This window comes from Streptomyces sp. MB09-01 (assembly GCF_033794505.1).
Classification (GTDB): Bacteria; Actinomycetota; Actinomycetes; order Streptomycetales; family Streptomycetaceae; genus Streptomyces.
On sequence record NZ_JARAYQ010000024.1, the window covers coordinates 1 to 17,524 of the forward strand.

The following is a 17,524-nucleotide window of genomic DNA, read 5'->3' on the forward strand; positions in this document are numbered from 1 at the left end:
GCTCCCCCTCGGCCACCCGCCCCGGCAAGCCCACCTCGACCGGCACCTCGCCGGCCAGCGGAGCCCCCAGCAGCCCCGCCACGGCCTCCGGATCCAGCCCGACGGGGCAGCGGCCCCGTACGACGACGCGCACGTCCCGGGCCACCATCCGCACCCCGGCCGCCACTCGGCCAGCTGCGGCCACCGACCGCAGTTCGCCCGGCACCACCATCAGCACCAGGTCGAGCTGGGCCAGCACCTCGGCCACGGCTTCGTCCACCCGCCGAGGGAGGTCGACGACCACGACCCCGCCCCGGCGGCGCGCGGCGGCCACCACCGACCGCATCGCGGCGGGCGGCACCACCACCCGGTCCCCGCGGTCCCAGCTGAGCACCCGCAGGGCGTGCAGCTCGGGCAGGGACTCCTCCAGCGCTCCGGCGCCGACCCGCCCCCGCGACGCCGCGAAGTCGGGCCAGCGCAGCCCTTCGGCGCTCTCGCCGCCGAGCAGCACGTCCATGCCCCCGCCCAGCGGATCGCCGTCGATGAGGATGGTCCGCTCCCCGGCGCGGGCGGCCCGGACCGCGAGCGCGCATGCGAGGGTGGACGCTCCGGCCCCGCCGGCGCCTCCGATCACCCCGACGGCGAGGGCGGGCCGCCCGGCCCCTTCCACGACGTCGGCGATGCGGTCGACGAGCAGACTCTCGGCATCGGGAAGGCGCAGCACCTCCTCGGCGCCGATCTCCACGGCGCGCTGCCACACGAGGGGGTCGTCCAGGTCCCGGCCGACGAGGAACACCCCGGTCCTGCGCGGGGCGCCGCGCACCCGCCCCGCGGCGTCGTCCCCGACGAGCACGAGCGGCGCGGAATCCCAGCCGACGCCCCCGGCACTTGCGTCGCTTGCGCCGGGCACACCGCCCGCGCCGCTCTGCTCGGGCACCGCGTGGTGCACATGCGGCTCGGCCCCCGCGGCGGCGCACAACCTCAGCAGATCGTCGAGGAGCACGGGATCCTCGGTGACGATCAGCGGCCGGCCGCCGCCGGGCGCGGCCCCGGCCCCCGCTCCCGTGCCCGCCACCACGGACTCCGGCGTTTCACACGACTTCGATCGAGCCACGATCTCCGCCCCCTTCTCACTGCAAATCCAGCACCGCGGACTTCGCGGCTGGAATCACCGTGCAGCGATCAGGAAAAACAAGTGGATCTTGCTCGATAACTGTGGACAACCCGTCGATTGTGAATAACCCGGTCACCCTCGCAGGTGAGTTCCGGAGCGCGGCGGAACCACTACGCACCGTCACGAGTCTGATGTGGTGAGGGGCCTTCGCCGCGTCGGCCCCGCACAAGAGCAGGGCCGGAGGGATGGTCACTTGGGGCCGAAAGCCGGGACGCGAACCGCGTCCGGACATGCGACGACCCCCGCCGGGGGGGAGAGCGGGGGTCGTCCCCACGGTCCGACTCGGGGGGGGAGGAGCCAGACCGGGTTAGCACGGTCGCGAACGATCCGTGACTTCCATGGTGTACCCGAGAGCCCTCTCAGGCAAACCCACGCGCCACACCTTACGCCGAATGGTGGGCGCATATGCTCGGGGCGTGGAAAATCAGCCCTTGCCGCACTCCTCGCCTCGCACCGCAGCCTTCTTCGACCTGGACAAGACGGTCATTGCGAAGTCGAGCACCCTGACGTTCAGCAAGTCCTTCTACCAAGGCGGCCTGATCAACCGGCGAGCCGTGTTGCGCACCGCGTACACGCAGTTCATCTTCCTGGCCGGCGGCGCCGACCACGATCAGATGGAACGGATGCGCGAGTACTTGTCCGGCCTCTGCAAGGGGTGGAACGTGCAGCAGGTGCGGGAGATCGTCGCGGAGACCCTGCACGACCTCATCGACCCGATCATCTACGACGAGGCCGCCTCGCTGATCGAGGCCCACCACACGGCCGGTCGCGACGTGGTGATCGTGTCGACCTCCGGCGCGGAAGTCGTCGAGCCCATCGGGGAGATGCTCGGCGCGGACCGGGTCGTCGCCACGCGCATGGTCGTGGGCGAGGACGGCTGCTTCACCGGTGAGATCGAGTACTACGCGTACGGACCCACCAAGGCGGAAGCGGTGCGCGAGCTCGCGGAGTCCGAGGGGTACGACCTCGCCCGGTGCTACGCCTACAGCGACTCGGCCACCGACATCCCGATGCTGGAGGCCGTGGGACACCCGCACGCGGTCAATCCCGACCGGGCGCTGCGGCGGGAAGCCGTGGCCCGCGAGTGGCCGGTCCTGGTGTTCAACCGGCCCGTGCGGCTCAAGCAGCGGCTTCCCGGGCTGTCGATGCCGACGCGCCCGGCCCTGGTTGCAGCGGCCGCCGTGGGTGCTGCAGCGGCCACGGCCGGGCTGGTCTGGTACGCGAGCCGCCGCCGGGCCAATGCGCTGGCCGCCGCCACGTCTGCCTGATTGTCCTGACCTGCGCGGATACGAGCTGTCCGGTTCACCCGAACTCGCCCCGGAAAGTAAAAAGTGGAGACAGGGGTTTCGCATGGCACCGAAGCGGAGTACAAATAAAGCAACGGCCCGCGAGACCAAAGAACATCCGAGAGGATCATCTTTAAAACGCAGTAAGGCCCACGGACCGAAGCATGAACGCCGAGCACCCACGCGACGTCGACCCGTCGATTACGGGCCAGCCGCACCAGGTAACGGGCAAAGTCCCCGACCTGATGGGCAACTATCGAGGACGCTTGGTAACTGGGCGTGAATGCCAGCGGCGACACCAAAGCAGTACGGTGTCGCCGCAACCCATGTCCGGGGACGATCCGCCCCCCGGCCACAGGCTTCCTCCCCCGCCTTCCGGCCCCGGGTCAGGCCGCGCCGCGCTGGAGGGCCTCGCAGACCGCCGTCGACTCGCGCACCCCGAGCTCGATCGCCCGCCCGCAGTGGGCGATCCAGGCGGACATCCCCTCCGCAGTGCCGGAGACATAGCCCTCGAAAGCGGCCAGGTACGCCTCGCGCCCCTGCTCCGCATGGCCGACCTCCGCCGGACAGATCGCCTTCGGGTCCAGACCGCTGTTGATCAGGACGATGCGCTCGGCCGCCCGCGCGACCAGCCCGTTGTACGAGGCGAAGGGGCGCAGGGCCAGCAGTTCGCCGTGCACCACCGCCGCCGTGACCAGGGCCGGGGCGGATCCGCCCGCGATGATCAGGCGGGACAGTCCGTCCAGCCGGCCGGCGACTTCCTCGGCGCTCGGCAGCGGGAGGTCCACCAGGGGCTCCACCACCTGCTCGCCCGCCAGGCGGGGGCGGCCGACCACGTCCCCCTCCGCTGTCGACCCCGACGCCACCAGGTGCAGCCGCGCGAGGACCCGTAGCGGCGACTGACGCCAGATGCTCAACAGCTGCCCGGCCTCCGCGGTGAGCCGCAGGGCCGCGCCCACCGTCAGCGCCTCCGGCTCCGACCCGAAGTCGGTGCGGCGGCGCACCTCCTCCAGCGCCCAGTCCGCACCGGACAGCGCCGCGCTCCCGCGGGCACCGCGCAGGGCGGCCTCCGAGGTGATCTCACCGCTTCGGCGGCGCATCACCCGGTGCCCGTAGACCCGGTCCACGGCCTTGCGTACGGAATCCACGGACTCGGGGACACCCGGGAGCCCCGTCAGGGCGACCAACGGGTCAGCAGCGCTACTCATAAGTAGGGAGCCTACGCACTGCGCACCCATAGCACCGACCCCTCCTTGGAGTGGTCTTCTTCACTCACCTCGACAACACCGTGCTACTGACCCACTACGCTTGGTGAACATGAAGATCGCTTTCGTGGGAAAGGGCGGCAGCGGCAAGACGACGCTGTCCTCCCTCTTCATCCGCCACCTCGCCGCCAATGAAGCCCCCGTCGTCGCGGTGGACGCCGACATCAACCAGCACCTGGGCGCCGCGCTCGGCCTCGGCGAGGACGAGGCCGCCGAACTGCCCGCCCTGGGCGCACACCTGCCCCTGATCAAGGAGTACCTGCGGGGCTCCAACCCGCGCATCGCGTCCGCCGACACGATGATCAAGACCACGCCGCCCGGCCGGGGCTCGCGCCTGCTGCGGGTCATCGAGGACAACCCGGTGTACGAGGCCTGCGCGCGCACGCTGCTGCTGGACGGGGAGCCCGTACGGCTCATGGCCACCGGGCCCTTCACCGAGGCCGACCTCGGCGTGGCCTGCTACCACTCCAAGGTCGGGGCGGTCGAGCTGTGCCTCAACCACCTGGTCGACGGCCCGGACGAGTACGTGGTCGTCGACATGACGGCCGGCTCCGACTCCTTCGCCTCGGGCATGTTCACCCGCTTCGACATGACCTTCCTGGTGGCCGAACCGACCCGCAAGGGGGTCTCCGTCTACCGCCAGTACAAGGAGTACGCGCGGGACTTCGGGATCGCGCTGAAGGTCATCGGCAACAAGGTGCAGGGCCCCGAGGACATCGAGTTCCTCCAGGACGAGGTGGGCGGGGACCTGCTGGTCACCGTCGGGCACTCCGACTGGGTACGGGCGATGGAGAAGGGCCGTCCGGCCGCCTTCGAGCTGCTGGAGGCGACCAACCGGTTCGCCCTCCAGGCGCTCCAGGACGCCGCCGACGACTCGTACGCGCACCGCGACTGGGACCGGTACACCGAGCAGATGGTGCGGTTCCACCTCAAGAACGCGGAGAGCTGGGGCAACGCCAAGACCGGGGTCGACCTGGCGGACCAGATCGACCCCGGCTTCACCCTGCGCGAGGGGGTCGCGAGCACCGCCGGAGGCGAGTCCTTCGTCAGCCCTCGTCCGCACTCTCATCAGCCGGCTCCGCAGCCGGCTTGACGCCCGCGGGGGCGGCCGGCGCCGCCGGCGGCCCCGCGGTCAGGAACTTCGCCCAGCCCTGCTTCGGCGCCTCGCCGACGTCGAGGGTGCGCATCCACTCCAGGGCCTTCGGATCCTGGGCGTCCAGCCAGTCCACCAGCTCGCGGAACGGCACGCAGCGGACCTCCGGCTTCGTGCACATGGTCTTGATGGACTCCTCGACGGCGCGCATGTAGGTGCCGCCGTTCCAGGACTCGAAGTGGTTGCCGATGATCAGCGGCGCACGGTTGCCCTGGTAGACGCGGTCGAACGCCTCCCGCAGGCCGTCGCGCATCTGGTCGCCCCAGTACGCGTGCTGCGAGGGATCTCCCTGCGAGGTCGTCCCGGACTGGTTGACCATGTAGTTGTAGTCCATGCTCAGGGTGTCGAAGGCGCGGCCCGGCATGGGCACCAGCTGGAGCGGGACGTCCCAGAGTCCGTCCGTCTTCTTGGGCCAGATCTGCTTGCTGATGCCGCTGGAGTCGTAGCGGAAGCCCATGTCCTTCGCCGCCAGCATGAAGTTCTTCTGGCCTTCGAGGCAGGGGGTGCGGGCGCCGATGAGCTCCTTGTCGTAGTCGAAGGGGAGCGCCTCCATGGTCTTCAGGCCGGCATTGGTCTTCCAGTTCTTGACGAAGGACTTCGCCTGGTTGATCTCGCTCTTCCACTCGTCCACGGACCAGGTGCCGACGCCGCCGTCCGGCCCGCAGAAGTGCCCGTTGAAGTGGGTGCCGATCTCGTTCCCCTCGAGCCAGGCGGCGCGGACCTGGGTGGCGGTGTCCTTGATGCCCTGGAGGTCGCCGAAGCCGATGTCGGAGCGGCCGGGCGCGTGCTGCGGCGCGGTGTAGAGGGAACGTTTCTCCTCGGGGAGCATGTAGACGCCGCTGAGGAAATAGGTCATGCGGGCGTTGTACTGCTTGCCGACCTCGCGGAAGTGCGAGAAGAGTTTCTGGCTGTCCTCGCCGGCCCCGTCCCAGGAGAACACCACGAACTGCGGCGGCTTTTCGCCGGGCTTGAGCTTCTGCGCCTTCTGCACGTTCGGCTGGGGGCCGGTGTACGCCGTCGAACCGTCGCCGATGGGCCGGTTGACGCTGCCGGGGGCCTCGGGGGCGTTGCCCTTCCGCGCGTTCGGGGCCCCCGGCCTCGGGGACTTGGCGGATTCCGAGGCACTGCACCCGGCAACTCCCAGGACCAGCGCCGTGGCGACCAGGCCGCCGGCGATCTTCTTCGTGGCGGCGATCATCCGCCCCACCTCTCCCTCGCAGTTCCATCGCAGGTCTTCCGTGCCGCAACGTCCCACGCGGGCAACTTTGAGGAAGGTATGACAAGCCGGACAAAATGCTTAATCACTCTTGAGTGCTAATTCATGCGCCATTTGCCCGTATTATCCACCACTTGCCTTTACTCTCCATTACCATCCATTTACCGAGTGTTGAGACTCCCGCCGCTTCATCCCTCCCCCAGAGGAGACGGGAACCTATGACAGCCAGCTCCCCCACACGCACGACCGACCAGATCCGCAAAGACCTACCCGCGGACCTCTCCGCCTCAATCGCCGTCTTCCTGATCGCCCTGCCCCTCTCGCTCGGCATCGCCCTGGCCACCGGCGCCCCCCTCCAGGCGGGGCTGGTCGCCGCGGCGGCCGGCGGGATCGTCGCCGGGCGGCTCGGCGGCGCACCGCTCCAGGTCAGCGGCCCCGCAGCCGGACTCACCGTGGTCACCGCCGAGTTGATCCAGCACTACGGGTGGCGCACCACATGTGCCATCACCGTGCTCGCAGGCCTCTGCCAGCTCGGCCTCGCCGCACTCCGCACCGCCCGCTCGGCGCTCATGGTCAGCCCGGCCATCGTGCACGGCATGCTCGCCGGCATCGGCGTGACCATCGCCCTGGCCCAGCTGCACATCGTGCTCGGCGGCACACCGCAGAGCTCCGCCGTGGCCAACGTCATGGGCCTGCCCGGCCAGTTGGCCGACCTGCACCCGGTCGCGCTCGGGGTCAGCGTGCTGACCCTGATCGTCCTGCTCGGCTGGCCGCGGCTGCCCGGGCGGGCGGGCGGTGCCCTGCGCAAGGTGCCGGCAGCGCTCGCCGCCGTCGCCACGGCCACCGTCTTCGCCACCCTGGCCGGGCTCAGCCTGCCCCGGGTGGACCTGCCGTCCTGGAGCAGCCACGCCCTGCCCGAGCTGCCCGAGGGGCCGGTCCTCGGAATCATCGCCGCCGTACTGACCATCACCCTGGTCGGCAGCGTCGAGTCCCTGCTCTCCGCGGTCGCGACCGACAAGCTGATCGCCTCCGAGCGACGTACGGGCAACCGGCCGCCGCGCGCCGACCTCAACCGGGAACTGCGGGGGCAGGGCGCGGCGAACATCGTCTCCGGAGCCCTGGGCGGACTGCCCATCACGGGCGTGGCCGTCCGCAGCGTGGCGAACGTCAAGTCCGGTGCGGTCAGCCGGAAATCGGCCATGATGCACGGACTCTGGGTGCTCCTCGCGGCCGGACTCCTGGTCCCGGTCCTCGACCTGATCCCGCTGGCCACACTGGCCGCGCTGGTGATGGCCGTGGGCGTGCAGATGGTCAGCATCACCCACCTGCGCAGTGTCACCCGTCACCGGGAGATCCTCGTCTACGGCACGACCATCGTGGCCGTGGTGCTCGGCGGGGTCCTGGAGGGCGTGGCCATCGGCATCGCGGTGGCCGTCGCCCTTGCCCTGCACCGGCTCGCCCGGACCCGGATCACCATGGAACGGCTGGACAGCGGGATCCACCGGGTACAGGCGCGCGGACAGTTGACCTTCCTCGCGGTACCGCGGCTGAGCCGGGTGCTGAACCAGATTCCGCACGACGCGCACGCGGTGATCGAGCTGGACGGCTCCTTCATGGACCACGCGGCCTACGAGACGCTGCACGACTGGCAGGAGTCCCACCTGGCGCACGGGGGCTCGCTGGAGGTCACCGGCCGCTCCGGCTCGGCGACGCTGACCTCGGGCGACGCCGACCCGGCCGAGGGCGCCGACGACACCGACGACGCAGGCGGCTCCGACGGGACCCCCGGGGCGACCGCGGACGGGATGCACGCGGCCCACGGCGCCGACCGCTCCCGGCGCGCGGCCCAGCGCGGGGTGCACCAGTGCTGCCGGCCCTGGACCCCTTGGCAGAACCACTGCGACCACCGCCCCACGGGGACCCGTACGCCGACGGCCGCGGCCATGGCAGCAGCTGCCGCCGGGGCCTCCGCGGCCGAAGCCCCCACGCCGGAGCCCCGGCGGCGGGGCGCCGGCCAACTGGCCAGCGGGATCAGCGCCTTCCAGCGGGACACCGCCCCCCACGTGCGGGACGAACTGGCCCGGCTCGCCCGCGAGGGGCAGCGACCCTCCCAGCTCTTCCTCACCTGCGCGGACTCCCGCCTGGTGACCAGCATGATCACGGCCAGCGGCCCGGGCGATCTGTTCACCGTCCGCAATGTCGGCAATCTGGTTCCGCTGCCCGGCGCGGAGTCCACGGACGACTCCGTGGCGGCGGCGATCGAGTACGCCGTGGACGTGCTGAAGGTGGACAGCATCACCGTGTGCGGGCACTCGGGCTGCGGGGCCATGCAGGCCCTGCTCAGCTCCGCGCCCGGCGTTCCGATGACCCCGCTGCGCCGCTGGCTGCGGCACGGGCTGCCCAGCCTGGAGCGGATGGCCAGCCGCCACCACGCCTGGGCCCGGATCTCGGGCCGGCTCCCGGCGGACGCGGTGGAGCAGCTGTGCCTGACCAACGTGGTCCAGCAGCTGGAGCACCTGCGGGCGCACGAATCCGTGGCCAGGCGGCTCGCCGAGGGCACCCTGGAGCTGCACGGGATGTACTTCCACGTGGGCGAGGCGCAGGCCTACCTGCTGTCCGAGGGCGAGGACTTCTTCGACTGCCGCGTCTTCGACACCGTGGGCCAGCACGCCTGAACCGCGCCACGCCTGCACCACGACGCCTGCACCACGACACCTGAATCACGACACCTGAACCACGGCACGCCTGCACCACGACACCCCTGAAGCCCAGCGCCCGTGAACCGATAGCCTCCCGTATCCGTGCAACCGTGCGGCCTCTTCCCGCCCCCCTGCAGCGAGAAGAGGCCTTCGCGCGTCGTTCTCGTGCGGGGCCGATCGTGATATAGGTCTAAACCAATTCTCGGCTACCCCTTGTCACCTGGGCCGCTGACTGATGAGCTATGCCCGGGGACACAACGGACACCCTGGGAAAGGGAGATGTCGTGAGCAATGAGAGCCTGGCCAATCTGCTCAAGGAGGAGCGGCGGTTCGCACCGCCTGCCGATCTGGCCGCCGCCGCCAATGTGACAGAGGCTGCGTACGCACAGGCCGACGCGGACCGGCTGGGCTTCTGGGCCGAGCAGGCCCGGCGGCTGACCTGGGCCACCGAGCCGACCGAGACGCTCGACTGGACGAATCCGCCCTTCGCGAAGTGGTTCGCGGACGGCAAGCTGAACGTTGCCTACAACTGCGTGGACCGCCACGTCGAGGCCGGCAACGGCGACCGCGTCGCCATCCACTTCGAGGGCGAGCCCGGCGACAGCCGCGCGATCACCTACGCCGAGCTCAAGGACGAGGTCTCCAAGGCCGCCAACGCCCTGACCGAGCTCGGTGTCGAGGCGGGCGACCGCGTCGCCGTCTACCTGCCGATGATCCCCGAGGCGGTCGTCGCGATGCTCGCGTGCGCCCGCGTCGGCGCCGCGCACTCCGTCGTCTTCGGCGGCTTCTCCGCCGACGCCGTCGCCTCCCGCATCCAGGACGCCGACGCCAAGCTGGTCATCACCGCCGACGGCGGCTACCGACGCGGCAAGCCCAGTGCCCTGAAGCCCGCCATCGACGAGGCCGTCGCCAAGTGCCCGCAGGTCGAGCACGTGCTCGTCGTGCGCCGCACCGGCCAGGACACCGCCTTCTCCGAGGGCCGTGACGTGTGGTGGCACGACGTGGTCGGCCGCCAGTCCGCCGAGCACACCCCGCAGCCCTTCGACGCCGAGCACCCGCTCTTCATCCTCTACACCTCGGGTACCACGGGTAAGCCGAAGGGCATCCTGCACACCTCCGGCGGCTACCTCACGCAGGCGGCGTACACCCACCACGCGGTCTTCGACCTGAAGCCGGAGACCGACGTCTACTGGTGCACCGCCGACATCGGCTGGGTGACCGGGCACTCCTACATCGTCTACGGGCCGCTCTCGAACGGCGCCACCCAGGTGATGTACGAGGGCACGCCGGACACCCCGCACCAGGGCCGCTTCTGGGAGGTCGTGCAGAAGTACGGCGTCACCATCCTCTACACGGCGCCCACGGCCATCCGTACGTTCATGAAGTGGGGCGACGACATCCCCGCGAAGTTCGACCTGTCGAGCCTGCGCGTGCTGGGTTCGGTCGGCGAGCCGATCAACCCCGAGGCCTGGATCTGGTACCGCAAGCACATCGGCGGCGACCGCTGCCCGATCGTGGACACCTGGTGGCAGACCGAGACCGGCGCGATGATGATCTCCCCGCTGCCGGGCGTCACGGCCACCAAGCCGGGCTCCGCACAGCGCGCCCTGCCCGGAATCTCCGCCACCGTCGTGGACGACGAGGCGCACGAGGTCCCGAACGGCGGAGGCGGCTACCTGGTCCTCACCGAGCCGTGGCCTTCGATGCTGCGCACCATCTGGGGCGACGACCAGCGGTTCATCGACACCTACTGGTCGCGCTTCGAGGGCAAGTACTTCGCCGGCGACGGTGCCAAGAAGGACGACGACGGGGACATCTGGCTGCTCGGCCGGGTGGACGACGTGATGCTGGTGTCCGGCCACAACATCTCGACCACCGAGGTCGAGTCGGCGCTCGTCTCGCACCCCTCGGTAGCCGAGGCGGCCGTGGTCGGCGCCAACGACGAGACCACCGGCCAGGCCATCGTGGCCTTCGTCATCCTGCGCGGCAGCGCGTCCGAGACCGAGAGCCTGGTCGCGGACCTGCGCAACCACGTGGGCACCACGCTCGGCCCGATCGCCAAGCCGAAGCGGATCCTGCCCGTCCAGGAGCTGCCGAAGACCCGCTCAGGCAAGATCATGCGCCGTCTGCTGCGGGACGTGGCGGAGAACCGTGCGGTCGGTGACGTCACCACGCTCGCCGATTCCTCGGTCATGGACCTGATCCAGAGCAAGCTCCCGGCCGCCGGCAGCGAGGACTGACGCCAAGGCACCGAGGCATACGGAAAGGGGCATCCGGCACGCGACGCGCCGGGTGTCCCTTTCGCGCATAAAGTGAAGATCACCGGATGCACCCTCGCGTACACCCTGTAAAATATTGAAAGCGTAAAGAAAGACCACAGGGTGCGCCGGGAAGTCTGGTCGGCAATGAGCTTCGCCATGCCGTCCAACCGACCCCGGAGGTGCCCCCTCGTGGCAGCGCACAACCCCACCGACCGCCAGAGCCGCAAACTGCTCGGCCGGCTCTCGCTGCCCGAGCGCCGCTTCATCGCCGATGCCCTGCGCACCGAGACGGTCGGCGGCGTACTCCTGCTCGCGGCCGCGGTCGCCGCCCTGATCTGGGCGAACACCCCACCCCTGACGGACAGCTACCAGGCGGTCCGGGACTTCCACCTCGGCCCGAGCTCCCTAGGCCTGGACCTCTCGATCCAGCACTGGGCGGCCGACGGGCTCCTCGCGATCTTCTTCTTCGTCGCCGGCATCGAGCTCAAGCGCGAGCTGGTCGCGGGCGATCTGCGCGATGCCAAGGCGGCCGCCCTCCCGGTGATCGCCGCCGTCTGCGGCATGGCCGTGCCCGCGCTGGTCTACGTACTGGTCAACGCGCTCGGCAACGGCGCGATGGACGGCTGGGCGGTCCCGACCGCCACCGACATCGCCTTCGCGCTCGCCGTCCTCGCCGTCCTCGGCACCTCCCTGCCGTCGGCCCTGCGGGCCTTCCTTCTGACGCTCGCGGTCGTCGACGACCTCTTCGCCATCATGATCATCGCGGTGTTCTTCACCAGCGAGATCGACTTCCTGGCGCTCGGCGGCGCACTCGTGGGCCTGGCCCTCTTCTGGTTCCTGCTGCGCCGGGGCGTCCGCGGCTGGTACGTCTACGTCCCGCTCGCGCTGGTCATCTGGGGCCTGATGTACAACAGCGGCGTCCACTCCACCATCGCCGGCGTCGCCATGGGCCTGATGCTTCGCTGCACCCGCAGGGAGGGCGAGGAGCATTCCCCCGGCGAGCACATCGAGCACCTGGTCCGGCCCATCTCGGCCGGTCTCGCCGTGCCCCTCTTCGCGCTGTTCTCCGCCGGGGTCTCGCTCTCCGACGAGGCCATCGCGCAGGTGTTCACCCGGCCCGAGACCCTCGGCGTGGTCCTCGGCCTCGTCGTCGGCAAGGCCGTGGGCATCTTCGGCGGCACCTGGCTGGCCGCCCGGTTCACCAAGGCCGAACTGAACGAGGACCTCGCCTGGCCCGACGTGCTCGCCGTGGCCTCGCTCGCCGGCATCGGCTTCACCGTCTCCCTCCTGATCGGCGAGCTCGCCTTCGCCGGTGACCCGGTCCTCACCGACGAGATCAAGGCCGCCGTGCTGATCGGCTCGCTCATCGCCGCCGTGATCGCGGGCATCATGCTCAAGCTCCGCAACCGCACCTACAGGGCGCTCACCGACGCCGAGGAACGGGACGAGGACCACGACGGCATCCCGGACATCTACGAGGAGCACAACCCCGAGTACCACCTGAGGATGGCCCGGATCTACGAGGACCGGGCCGCGGAACACCGCCGCAAGGCCGAGAGCGCGGCTGCCGCGGCGCTCCAAAGCGCGGCCGGGTCCACCACCGAGGGCGACCGTCCGGCATGATCTGACTGACGATGCAGGACAGCCGCACGGCAGCAGACGACAGAGGGAGAGAGCGATGAGCGCAGTGGACCAAGAGGCGCAGGGAGCCGAGCGCACACTCGGCCAACTGGTCGCCTCGGCCACCGCCGAGATGTCCGCCCTGGTGCACGACGAGATCGCCCTCGCCAAGGCGGAGATCCGCGAGGACGTCAAGCGCGTGGGCAGCGGCTCCGCCTCCCTCGGCGTCGCAGGTGTGTTCGCGGTCTTCTCGCTTCCGGTGCTGACCTTCGCCGCGGCGTACGGGATCCACAACCTCGGGCTCGGGCTCGCCTGGTCCTTCCTCATCGTCGGCGGTGCGTTCCTGCTCATCGCCGGCGTGCTCTCGCTGATCGCGGTGCGGAAGTTCAAGAAGATCAAGCCGCCGGAGAAGTCCATCGCCTCCGTCAAGCAGACCGCCGCACTGGTCGGGACCGTCAAGCCTCACCCGCGGCCGGTGAGTGACCAGGCTGTGGGTGTGGCACGCTCGTCCTCATGACAGCGCCCACGCCGGATTCCAGCATTCCCCCCACAGCTGCCACGGCGGTAAGGCTCGACCTCCCCGGCGGGCAGGCGGTGACGCACCGGGACGTCGCCGCGAACGGCGCCCGTTTCCACGTCGCCGAACTCGGCGACGGGCCGCTGGTGCTGCTGCTCCACGGCTTCCCGCAGTTCTGGTGGACCTGGCGGCACCAGCTGACCGCGCTCGCCGACGCCGGGTACCGGGCGGTCGCGATGGACCTGCGCGGGGTGGGCGGCAGCGACCGCACCCCGCGCGGCTACGACCCGGCCAATCTGGCCCTCGACATCACCGGGGTCGTACGGTCCCTCGGCGAGCCGGACGCCGCCCTCGTCGGGCACGACCTCGGCGGGTACCTCGCCTGGACGGCGGCCGTGATGCGGCCCAAGCTGGTGCGCCGGCTCGTCGTCTCCTCCATGCCGCACCCGCGCCGCTGGCGCTCGGCGATGCTGTCGGACTTCGGGCAGACGCGGGCCAGTTCGCACATCTGGGGCTTCCAGCGGCCGTTCGTCCCCGAGCGTCAACTCGTCGCAGACGGCGGGGCCCTCGTAGGGGACCTGATCCGGGACTGGTCGGGGCCGCGGCCGCCCGAGGAGGAGGACCTCGCCGTGTACCGGCGGGCCATGTGCATCCCGTCCACCGCGCACTGCTCGATCGAGCCGTACCGCTGGATGATGCGGTCGATGGCGCGGCCCGACGGGCTGCAGTTCAACCGGCGGATGAAGCGGCCGGTGCGGGTTCCGACGCTGCACCTGCACGGCTCGCTCGACCCGGTGATGCGGACGCGCAGTGCGGCCGGGTCCGGGGAGTACGTCGAAGCCCCTTACCGGTGGCGGCTGTTCGACGGGCTCGGGCACTTCCCGCACGAGGAGGACCCCGTGGCCTTCTCGACGGAGCTGGTGAACTGGCTGAAGGATCCCGAGCCGGACCGCTGAGCCGGACCGCCGCCCCGCCCTCCGGTCAAACCCGATCGTCCTGTGAAAGTCGGACAGTTCGCTCGTACGCTCGTCTTACGAGCATTCAATTGCCTGGCGCATAGGCCAATTGGCCGCCCCTGACGGGGTTACCGACCTTGGGGCACGGGCACAGCTCGGAGTATGAGCTGGACGCACGACTACGGTGACACCGCGCACGAACACCGCTCGGCGGCTACGCCGGGCACCCACGAGAGGGCCGGCCGCCACGGCCACGACCTCCGCCTCGGGATTCCGCGCATCCTGCGCCGCCGGGCCCGCTGGGTCTCGGCGCGCCTGCGCCATCCACGGACGTAGGGGCCCGGCGGGCGCGGTGCCTCAGAGGGCGCAGCCCTGGCTGTTGACCCGGCGGTCGGCGACCTTGCCGGTCTGGATGTCGTCGCGGATCTCGTCCACCGTCAGCGCGTAGCCGGTGTTCGGGTCGTCGAGGGACTTCGCGAAGACGACCCCGTACACCTTGCCGTCGGGGGTCAGCAGCGGGCCGCCGGAGTTGCCCTGGCGGACGGTCGCGTACAGCGAGTAGACGTCCCGTCGGACAGTACCGCGGTGGTAGATGTCCGGTCCGTTGGCATTGATCCGGCCGCGGACGCGGGCGGCGCGGACGTCGTACGCGCCGTTCTCCGGGAAGCCGGCGACGATCGCGTCGCTGCCGCTCGTCGCGTCCTTCTCGGTGAACTCCAGCGCCGGCGCCTTCAGCTTGGGCACGTCCAGTACGGCGATGTCGCGCTCCCAGTCGTAGAGCACGACCTTGCCGTCGTAGAGCTTGCCCTCGCCGCCGATCTGGACGGTCGGCTCGCCGACCCCGCCGACGACGTGCGCGTTGGTCATCACCTTGCCGGGCGCGAAGACGAAGCCCGTGCCCTCCAGCACCTTGCTGCAGCTGGGCGCGGTGCCGACGACCTTCACGATCGAGCGCTTGGCCTGCTCGGCCACGGGGCTGATCGCGAGCGCCGGATCGGGCGCCCTGACCTCGGTGATCGGCTCGTTGGAGAACGGGGTGAACACCTGCGGGAAGCCGTTGCGCGCGAGGGTGGAGCTGAAGTCCAGGAACCAGGAGTTCGCCTGGTCGGGCAGCACCCGCGACACGCCGAGGAGCACCTTGGAGTTGCGGACCTCCTTGCCCAGGGTGGGCAGTGAGGTCCCGGCGAGCAGCAGTCCGATGAGCCAGGCCACCAGCAGCATGGCGACCACGTTGACCAGGGCGCCGCCGGTCGCGTCGAGGGCGCGCGCCGGTGACCAGGTGATCTGGCGGCGCACCCGGTTGCCGAGGTGGGTGGTCAGGGCCTGGCCGATCGAGGCACAGACGATGATCACGACGACGGCGATGACGACGACGGTGGTGGACACCTGGGTGCCGTTGTCCGTCACCCGGTCCCAGACCAGAGGGATCAAGGACACGGCGATGAGGCCACCGCCGAGGAATCCGATCACCGACAGGATGCCGACGACGAACCCCTGGCGGTAGCCGACGATCGCGAACCACACGGCGGCGAGCAGCAACAGGATGTCCAGCACGTTCACGTGGGCCACCGTCTCATGCGCGCCAGTCGAGCGGGACCTGGCGCGTGCGGTCCCAGGGGCGCTCCCAGCCCGCGAAGTGCAGGATCCGGTCGATCACTCCGGCGGTGAAACCCCAGACCAGAGCCGATTCGACGGTGAATCCCGGCCCCTGGTGGCCGGCCGGGTGGACGGCCATGACCCGGTGTTCGGGATCCGTGAGATCGGCCACGGGAACCGTGAAGACCCGCGCCGTCTCGGCCGGGTCCACGACGCCGACCGGGCTGGGGGTGCGCCACCAGCCGAGGACCGGGGTCACGACGAACTCGCTGACCGGGATGTAGAGCCTGGGCAGCACACCGAAGAGCTGGACACCGGAAGGGTCGAGTCCGGTCTCTTCCTCGGCCTCGCGCAGCGCGGCGCGCAGCGGGCCGGTGGTGTGCGGATCGCCGTCTTCCGGATCCAGCGCGCCACCGGGGAAGGACGGCTGCCCCGCGTGCGAGCGCAGGGTGCCGGCGCGCTCCATGAGGAGCAGCTCGGGACCGCGGCGGCCCTCCCCGAAGAGGACGAGCACGGCGGACTGCCGCCCGCGGCCGTCCTCGGGCGGCAGGAACCGGCTCAGCTGCCGCGGCTGCACGCTCCGGGCGGCCTCGACGACGGGATCGAGCCAGGCGGGCAGGCCGTGCGTGCTGAGCGCGATGCCGTCGCCCTCGCGGGCTGCCGTCGCAGCCTCGTCCCGTGTACCGCTACCGCTACCGCGCGTCATAGGCATCCCCGTCCGTGATCTCCCACACCGCCAAACGCAGTGCGGGTACCGATTGGTTCCTCAGGTGCAGCGCCACTGCAGGGGTCCGCCCGGGACCGCTCAGGACGGCGCCGGAGCGCCCCCCAGCGGCGGCGCGGGGAGGCCCGGGTAGTCCGGGGGCGGGGTCAGCCGCTGGCCCGGCTGGCCGCCCTTCTCGTACCTGAGCAGCTTGGCCGCCTTCTCCGGGTCCGTCTCGCCCTCCCCGTACGCCGGGCAGAGCGGGGCGATCGGGCAGGCCCCGCAGGCCGGCCGCTGCGAGTGGCAGATCCGGCGGCCGTGGAAGACGACACGGTGCGAGAGCATCGTCCACTCGCTCTTCGGGAAGATCGCGCAGATCTCCGCCTCGACCTTCTCCGGGTCCAACTGCTCGGTCCACTTCCAGCGGCGCACCAGTCGGCCGAAGTGGGTGTCGACGGTGATCCCGGGCACGCCGAACGCGTTGCCGAGGACCACGTTCGCGGTCTTGCGGCCCACTCCGGGCAGGGTCACCAGGTCTTCGAGGCGGCCCGGGACCTCCCCGCCGAAGTCGTCCCGCAGGGCCTGCGAGAGGCCGAGCAGGGACTTGGCCTTCATCCGGAAGAACCCGGTCGGCCGGATCAGCTCCTCCAGGTGCTCGGGAGCGGCCGCGGCCATGTCCTCGGGCGTCGGGTAGGCGGCGAAGAGGGCCGGGGTCGTCTGGTTCACCCGCAGGTCGGTCGTCTGCGCGGAGAGCACCGTCGCGACGAGCAGTTCGAAGGGATTGCGGAAGTCGAGTTCCGGATGGGCGTACGGATAGATCTCGGCCAGCTCGCGGTTGATGCGCCGCGCCCTGCGCACCATGGCCAGGCGCGATTCCGGCTTGGCCGCCTTCGGTTTCTTGGCCGAAACTTTGCCCTGGGGGGTGGCCGCAGCCCTCGCGGACGCGTTGACTGGGGCTTGTTCGCCCACGGCTGAATTTTGGGGCGCCGTCACTCCTGCGGACCCCTTGGCCTGTGCTCTCACCGGCTTATTGGACACCCGGCCAGCCTAAGGCCGGCCGCTGACACCCGCCCGGACCTCAGGTAACACCACTCCGATT

Annotated in this window: 14 protein-coding genes; 8 read left to right on the forward strand and 6 right to left on the reverse strand. The window is 70.6% G+C overall.

What is annotated here, in order from left to right; all coding sequences use genetic code 11:
- Window positions 1-1,054: septum site-determining protein Ssd (gene ssd, locus PV721_RS07865; RefSeq protein WP_319722114.1), on the reverse strand; the 1,054-nt coding region annotated here is incomplete at its 3' end.
- A gap of 491 nt (window positions 1,055-1,545) precedes the next feature.
- On the opposite strand from ssd, the gene PV721_RS07870 reads away from it, so the two are divergent.
- On the forward strand, window positions 1,546-2,421 hold the full coding sequence (locus PV721_RS07870) for an HAD-IB family hydrolase (RefSeq protein WP_319722115.1): 876 nt from the start codon (window positions 1,546-1,548) through the stop codon (window positions 2,419-2,421).
- Between the two features lie 404 nt (window positions 2,422-2,825).
- On the opposite strand, the gene PV721_RS07875 is transcribed toward PV721_RS07870, so the two are convergent.
- The gene (locus PV721_RS07875; protein WP_319722116.1) at window positions 2,826-3,647 is read right to left on the reverse strand and encodes an oxidoreductase; all 822 of its coding nucleotides are present in this window, start codon (window positions 3,645-3,647) and stop codon (window positions 2,826-2,828) included.
- 109 nt (window positions 3,648-3,756) lie between these two features.
- On the opposite strand from PV721_RS07875, the gene PV721_RS07880 reads away from it, so the two are divergent.
- On the forward strand, window positions 3,757-4,797 hold the full coding sequence (locus PV721_RS07880) for an ATP-binding protein (protein WP_319722117.1): 1,041 nt from the start codon (window positions 3,757-3,759) through the stop codon (window positions 4,795-4,797).
- Here the strand turns inward: PV721_RS07880 and PV721_RS07885 are convergent.
- The gene (locus PV721_RS07885) at window positions 4,751-6,055 is read right to left on the reverse strand and encodes a hypothetical protein (protein ID WP_319722118.1); all 1,305 of its coding nucleotides are present in this window, start codon (window positions 6,053-6,055) and stop codon (window positions 4,751-4,753) included. The two genes, PV721_RS07880 and PV721_RS07885, sit on opposite strands and share 47 nt — an antisense overlap.
- A 236-nt stretch (window positions 6,056-6,291) precedes the next feature.
- On the opposite strand from PV721_RS07885, the gene PV721_RS07890 reads away from it, so the two are divergent.
- The 6 genes from PV721_RS07890 (at window position 6,292) to PV721_RS07915 (ending at window position 14,462) form a co-directional block, all read left to right on the forward strand.
- Complete coding sequence (locus PV721_RS07890; RefSeq protein WP_319722119.1) at window positions 6,292-8,748, forward strand: SulP family inorganic anion transporter; 2,457 nt, start codon at window positions 6,292-6,294, stop codon at window positions 8,746-8,748.
- Between the two features lie 266 nt (window positions 8,749-9,014).
- A complete protein-coding gene (gene acs, locus PV721_RS07895) occupies window positions 9,015-11,012 on the forward strand; it encodes an acetate--CoA ligase (RefSeq protein WP_319722120.1) in 1,998 nt (665 codons plus the stop codon).
- 165 nt (window positions 11,013-11,177) lie between these two features.
- A complete protein-coding gene (nhaA, locus tag PV721_RS07900) occupies window positions 11,178-12,656 on the forward strand; it encodes a Na+/H+ antiporter NhaA (RefSeq protein WP_416371057.1) in 1,479 nt (492 codons plus the stop codon).
- Between the two features lie 55 nt (window positions 12,657-12,711).
- Window positions 12,712-13,170, forward strand: coding sequence for a phage holin family protein (locus PV721_RS07905; protein WP_319722122.1), 459 nt, complete (start codon window positions 12,712-12,714; stop codon window positions 13,168-13,170).
- Window positions 13,167-14,126 carry an alpha/beta fold hydrolase gene (locus PV721_RS07910; RefSeq protein WP_319722123.1) on the forward strand — a complete coding sequence of 320 codons (960 nt, stop codon included), beginning with the start codon at window positions 13,167-13,169 and terminating at the stop codon, window positions 14,124-14,126. The genes PV721_RS07905 and PV721_RS07910 overlap by 4 nt, the downstream gene beginning before the upstream one ends.
- A 162-nt stretch (window positions 14,127-14,288) precedes the next feature.
- On the forward strand, window positions 14,289-14,462 hold the full coding sequence (locus PV721_RS07915) for a hypothetical protein (RefSeq protein ID WP_319722124.1): 174 nt from the start codon (window positions 14,289-14,291) through the stop codon (window positions 14,460-14,462).
- Window positions 14,463-14,483: 21 nt separating this feature from the next.
- On the opposite strand, the gene PV721_RS07920 is transcribed toward PV721_RS07915, so the two are convergent.
- From PV721_RS07920 to nth, 3 genes are all read right to left on the reverse strand, one after another.
- Window positions 14,484-15,686 (reverse strand): MarP family serine protease, encoded by a 1,203-nt coding sequence (locus PV721_RS07920; protein ID WP_319722125.1) that lies wholly within the window; start codon window positions 15,684-15,686, stop codon window positions 14,484-14,486.
- Window positions 15,687-15,699: 13 nt separating this feature from the next.
- Window positions 15,700-16,428, reverse strand: coding sequence for a CoA pyrophosphatase (locus PV721_RS07925; RefSeq protein ID WP_319722126.1), 729 nt, complete (start codon window positions 16,426-16,428; stop codon window positions 15,700-15,702).
- Window positions 16,429-16,527: 99 nt separating this feature from the next.
- Entirely contained in the window at window positions 16,528-17,394 is an 867-nt protein-coding gene (gene nth, locus PV721_RS07930) for an endonuclease III (RefSeq protein WP_319722127.1), read from the reverse strand.
- Between the last annotated feature and the right edge of the window lie 130 nt (window positions 17,395-17,524).

Coding starts and splice junctions, on each gene's coding strand:
- PV721_RS07870 (WP_319722115.1), top strand. CDS start 1,546: ATGGTGGGCGCATATGCTCGGGGCGTGGAAAATCAGCCCTTGCCGCAC.
- PV721_RS07875 (WP_319722116.1), bottom strand. CDS start 3,647: ATGAGTAGCGCTGCTGACCCGTTGGTCGCCCTGACGGGGCTCCCGGGT.
- PV721_RS07880 (WP_319722117.1), top strand. CDS start 3,757: ATGAAGATCGCTTTCGTGGGAAAGGGCGGCAGCGGCAAGACGACGCTG.
- PV721_RS07885 (WP_319722118.1), bottom strand. CDS start 6,055: ATGATCGCCGCCACGAAGAAGATCGCCGGCGGCCTGGTCGCCACGGCG.
- PV721_RS07890 (WP_319722119.1), top strand. CDS start 6,292: ATGACAGCCAGCTCCCCCACACGCACGACCGACCAGATCCGCAAAGAC.
- acs (WP_319722120.1), top strand. CDS start 9,015: ATGCCCGGGGACACAACGGACACCCTGGGAAAGGGAGATGTCGTGAGC.
- nhaA (WP_416371057.1), top strand. CDS start 11,178: ATGAGCTTCGCCATGCCGTCCAACCGACCCCGGAGGTGCCCCCTCGTG.
- PV721_RS07905 (WP_319722122.1), top strand. CDS start 12,712: ATGAGCGCAGTGGACCAAGAGGCGCAGGGAGCCGAGCGCACACTCGGC.
- PV721_RS07910 (WP_319722123.1), top strand. CDS start 13,167: ATGACAGCGCCCACGCCGGATTCCAGCATTCCCCCCACAGCTGCCACG.
- PV721_RS07915 (WP_319722124.1), top strand. CDS start 14,289: ATGAGCTGGACGCACGACTACGGTGACACCGCGCACGAACACCGCTCG.
- PV721_RS07925 (WP_319722126.1), bottom strand. CDS start 16,428: ATGACGCGCGGTAGCGGTAGCGGTACACGGGACGAGGCTGCGACGGCA.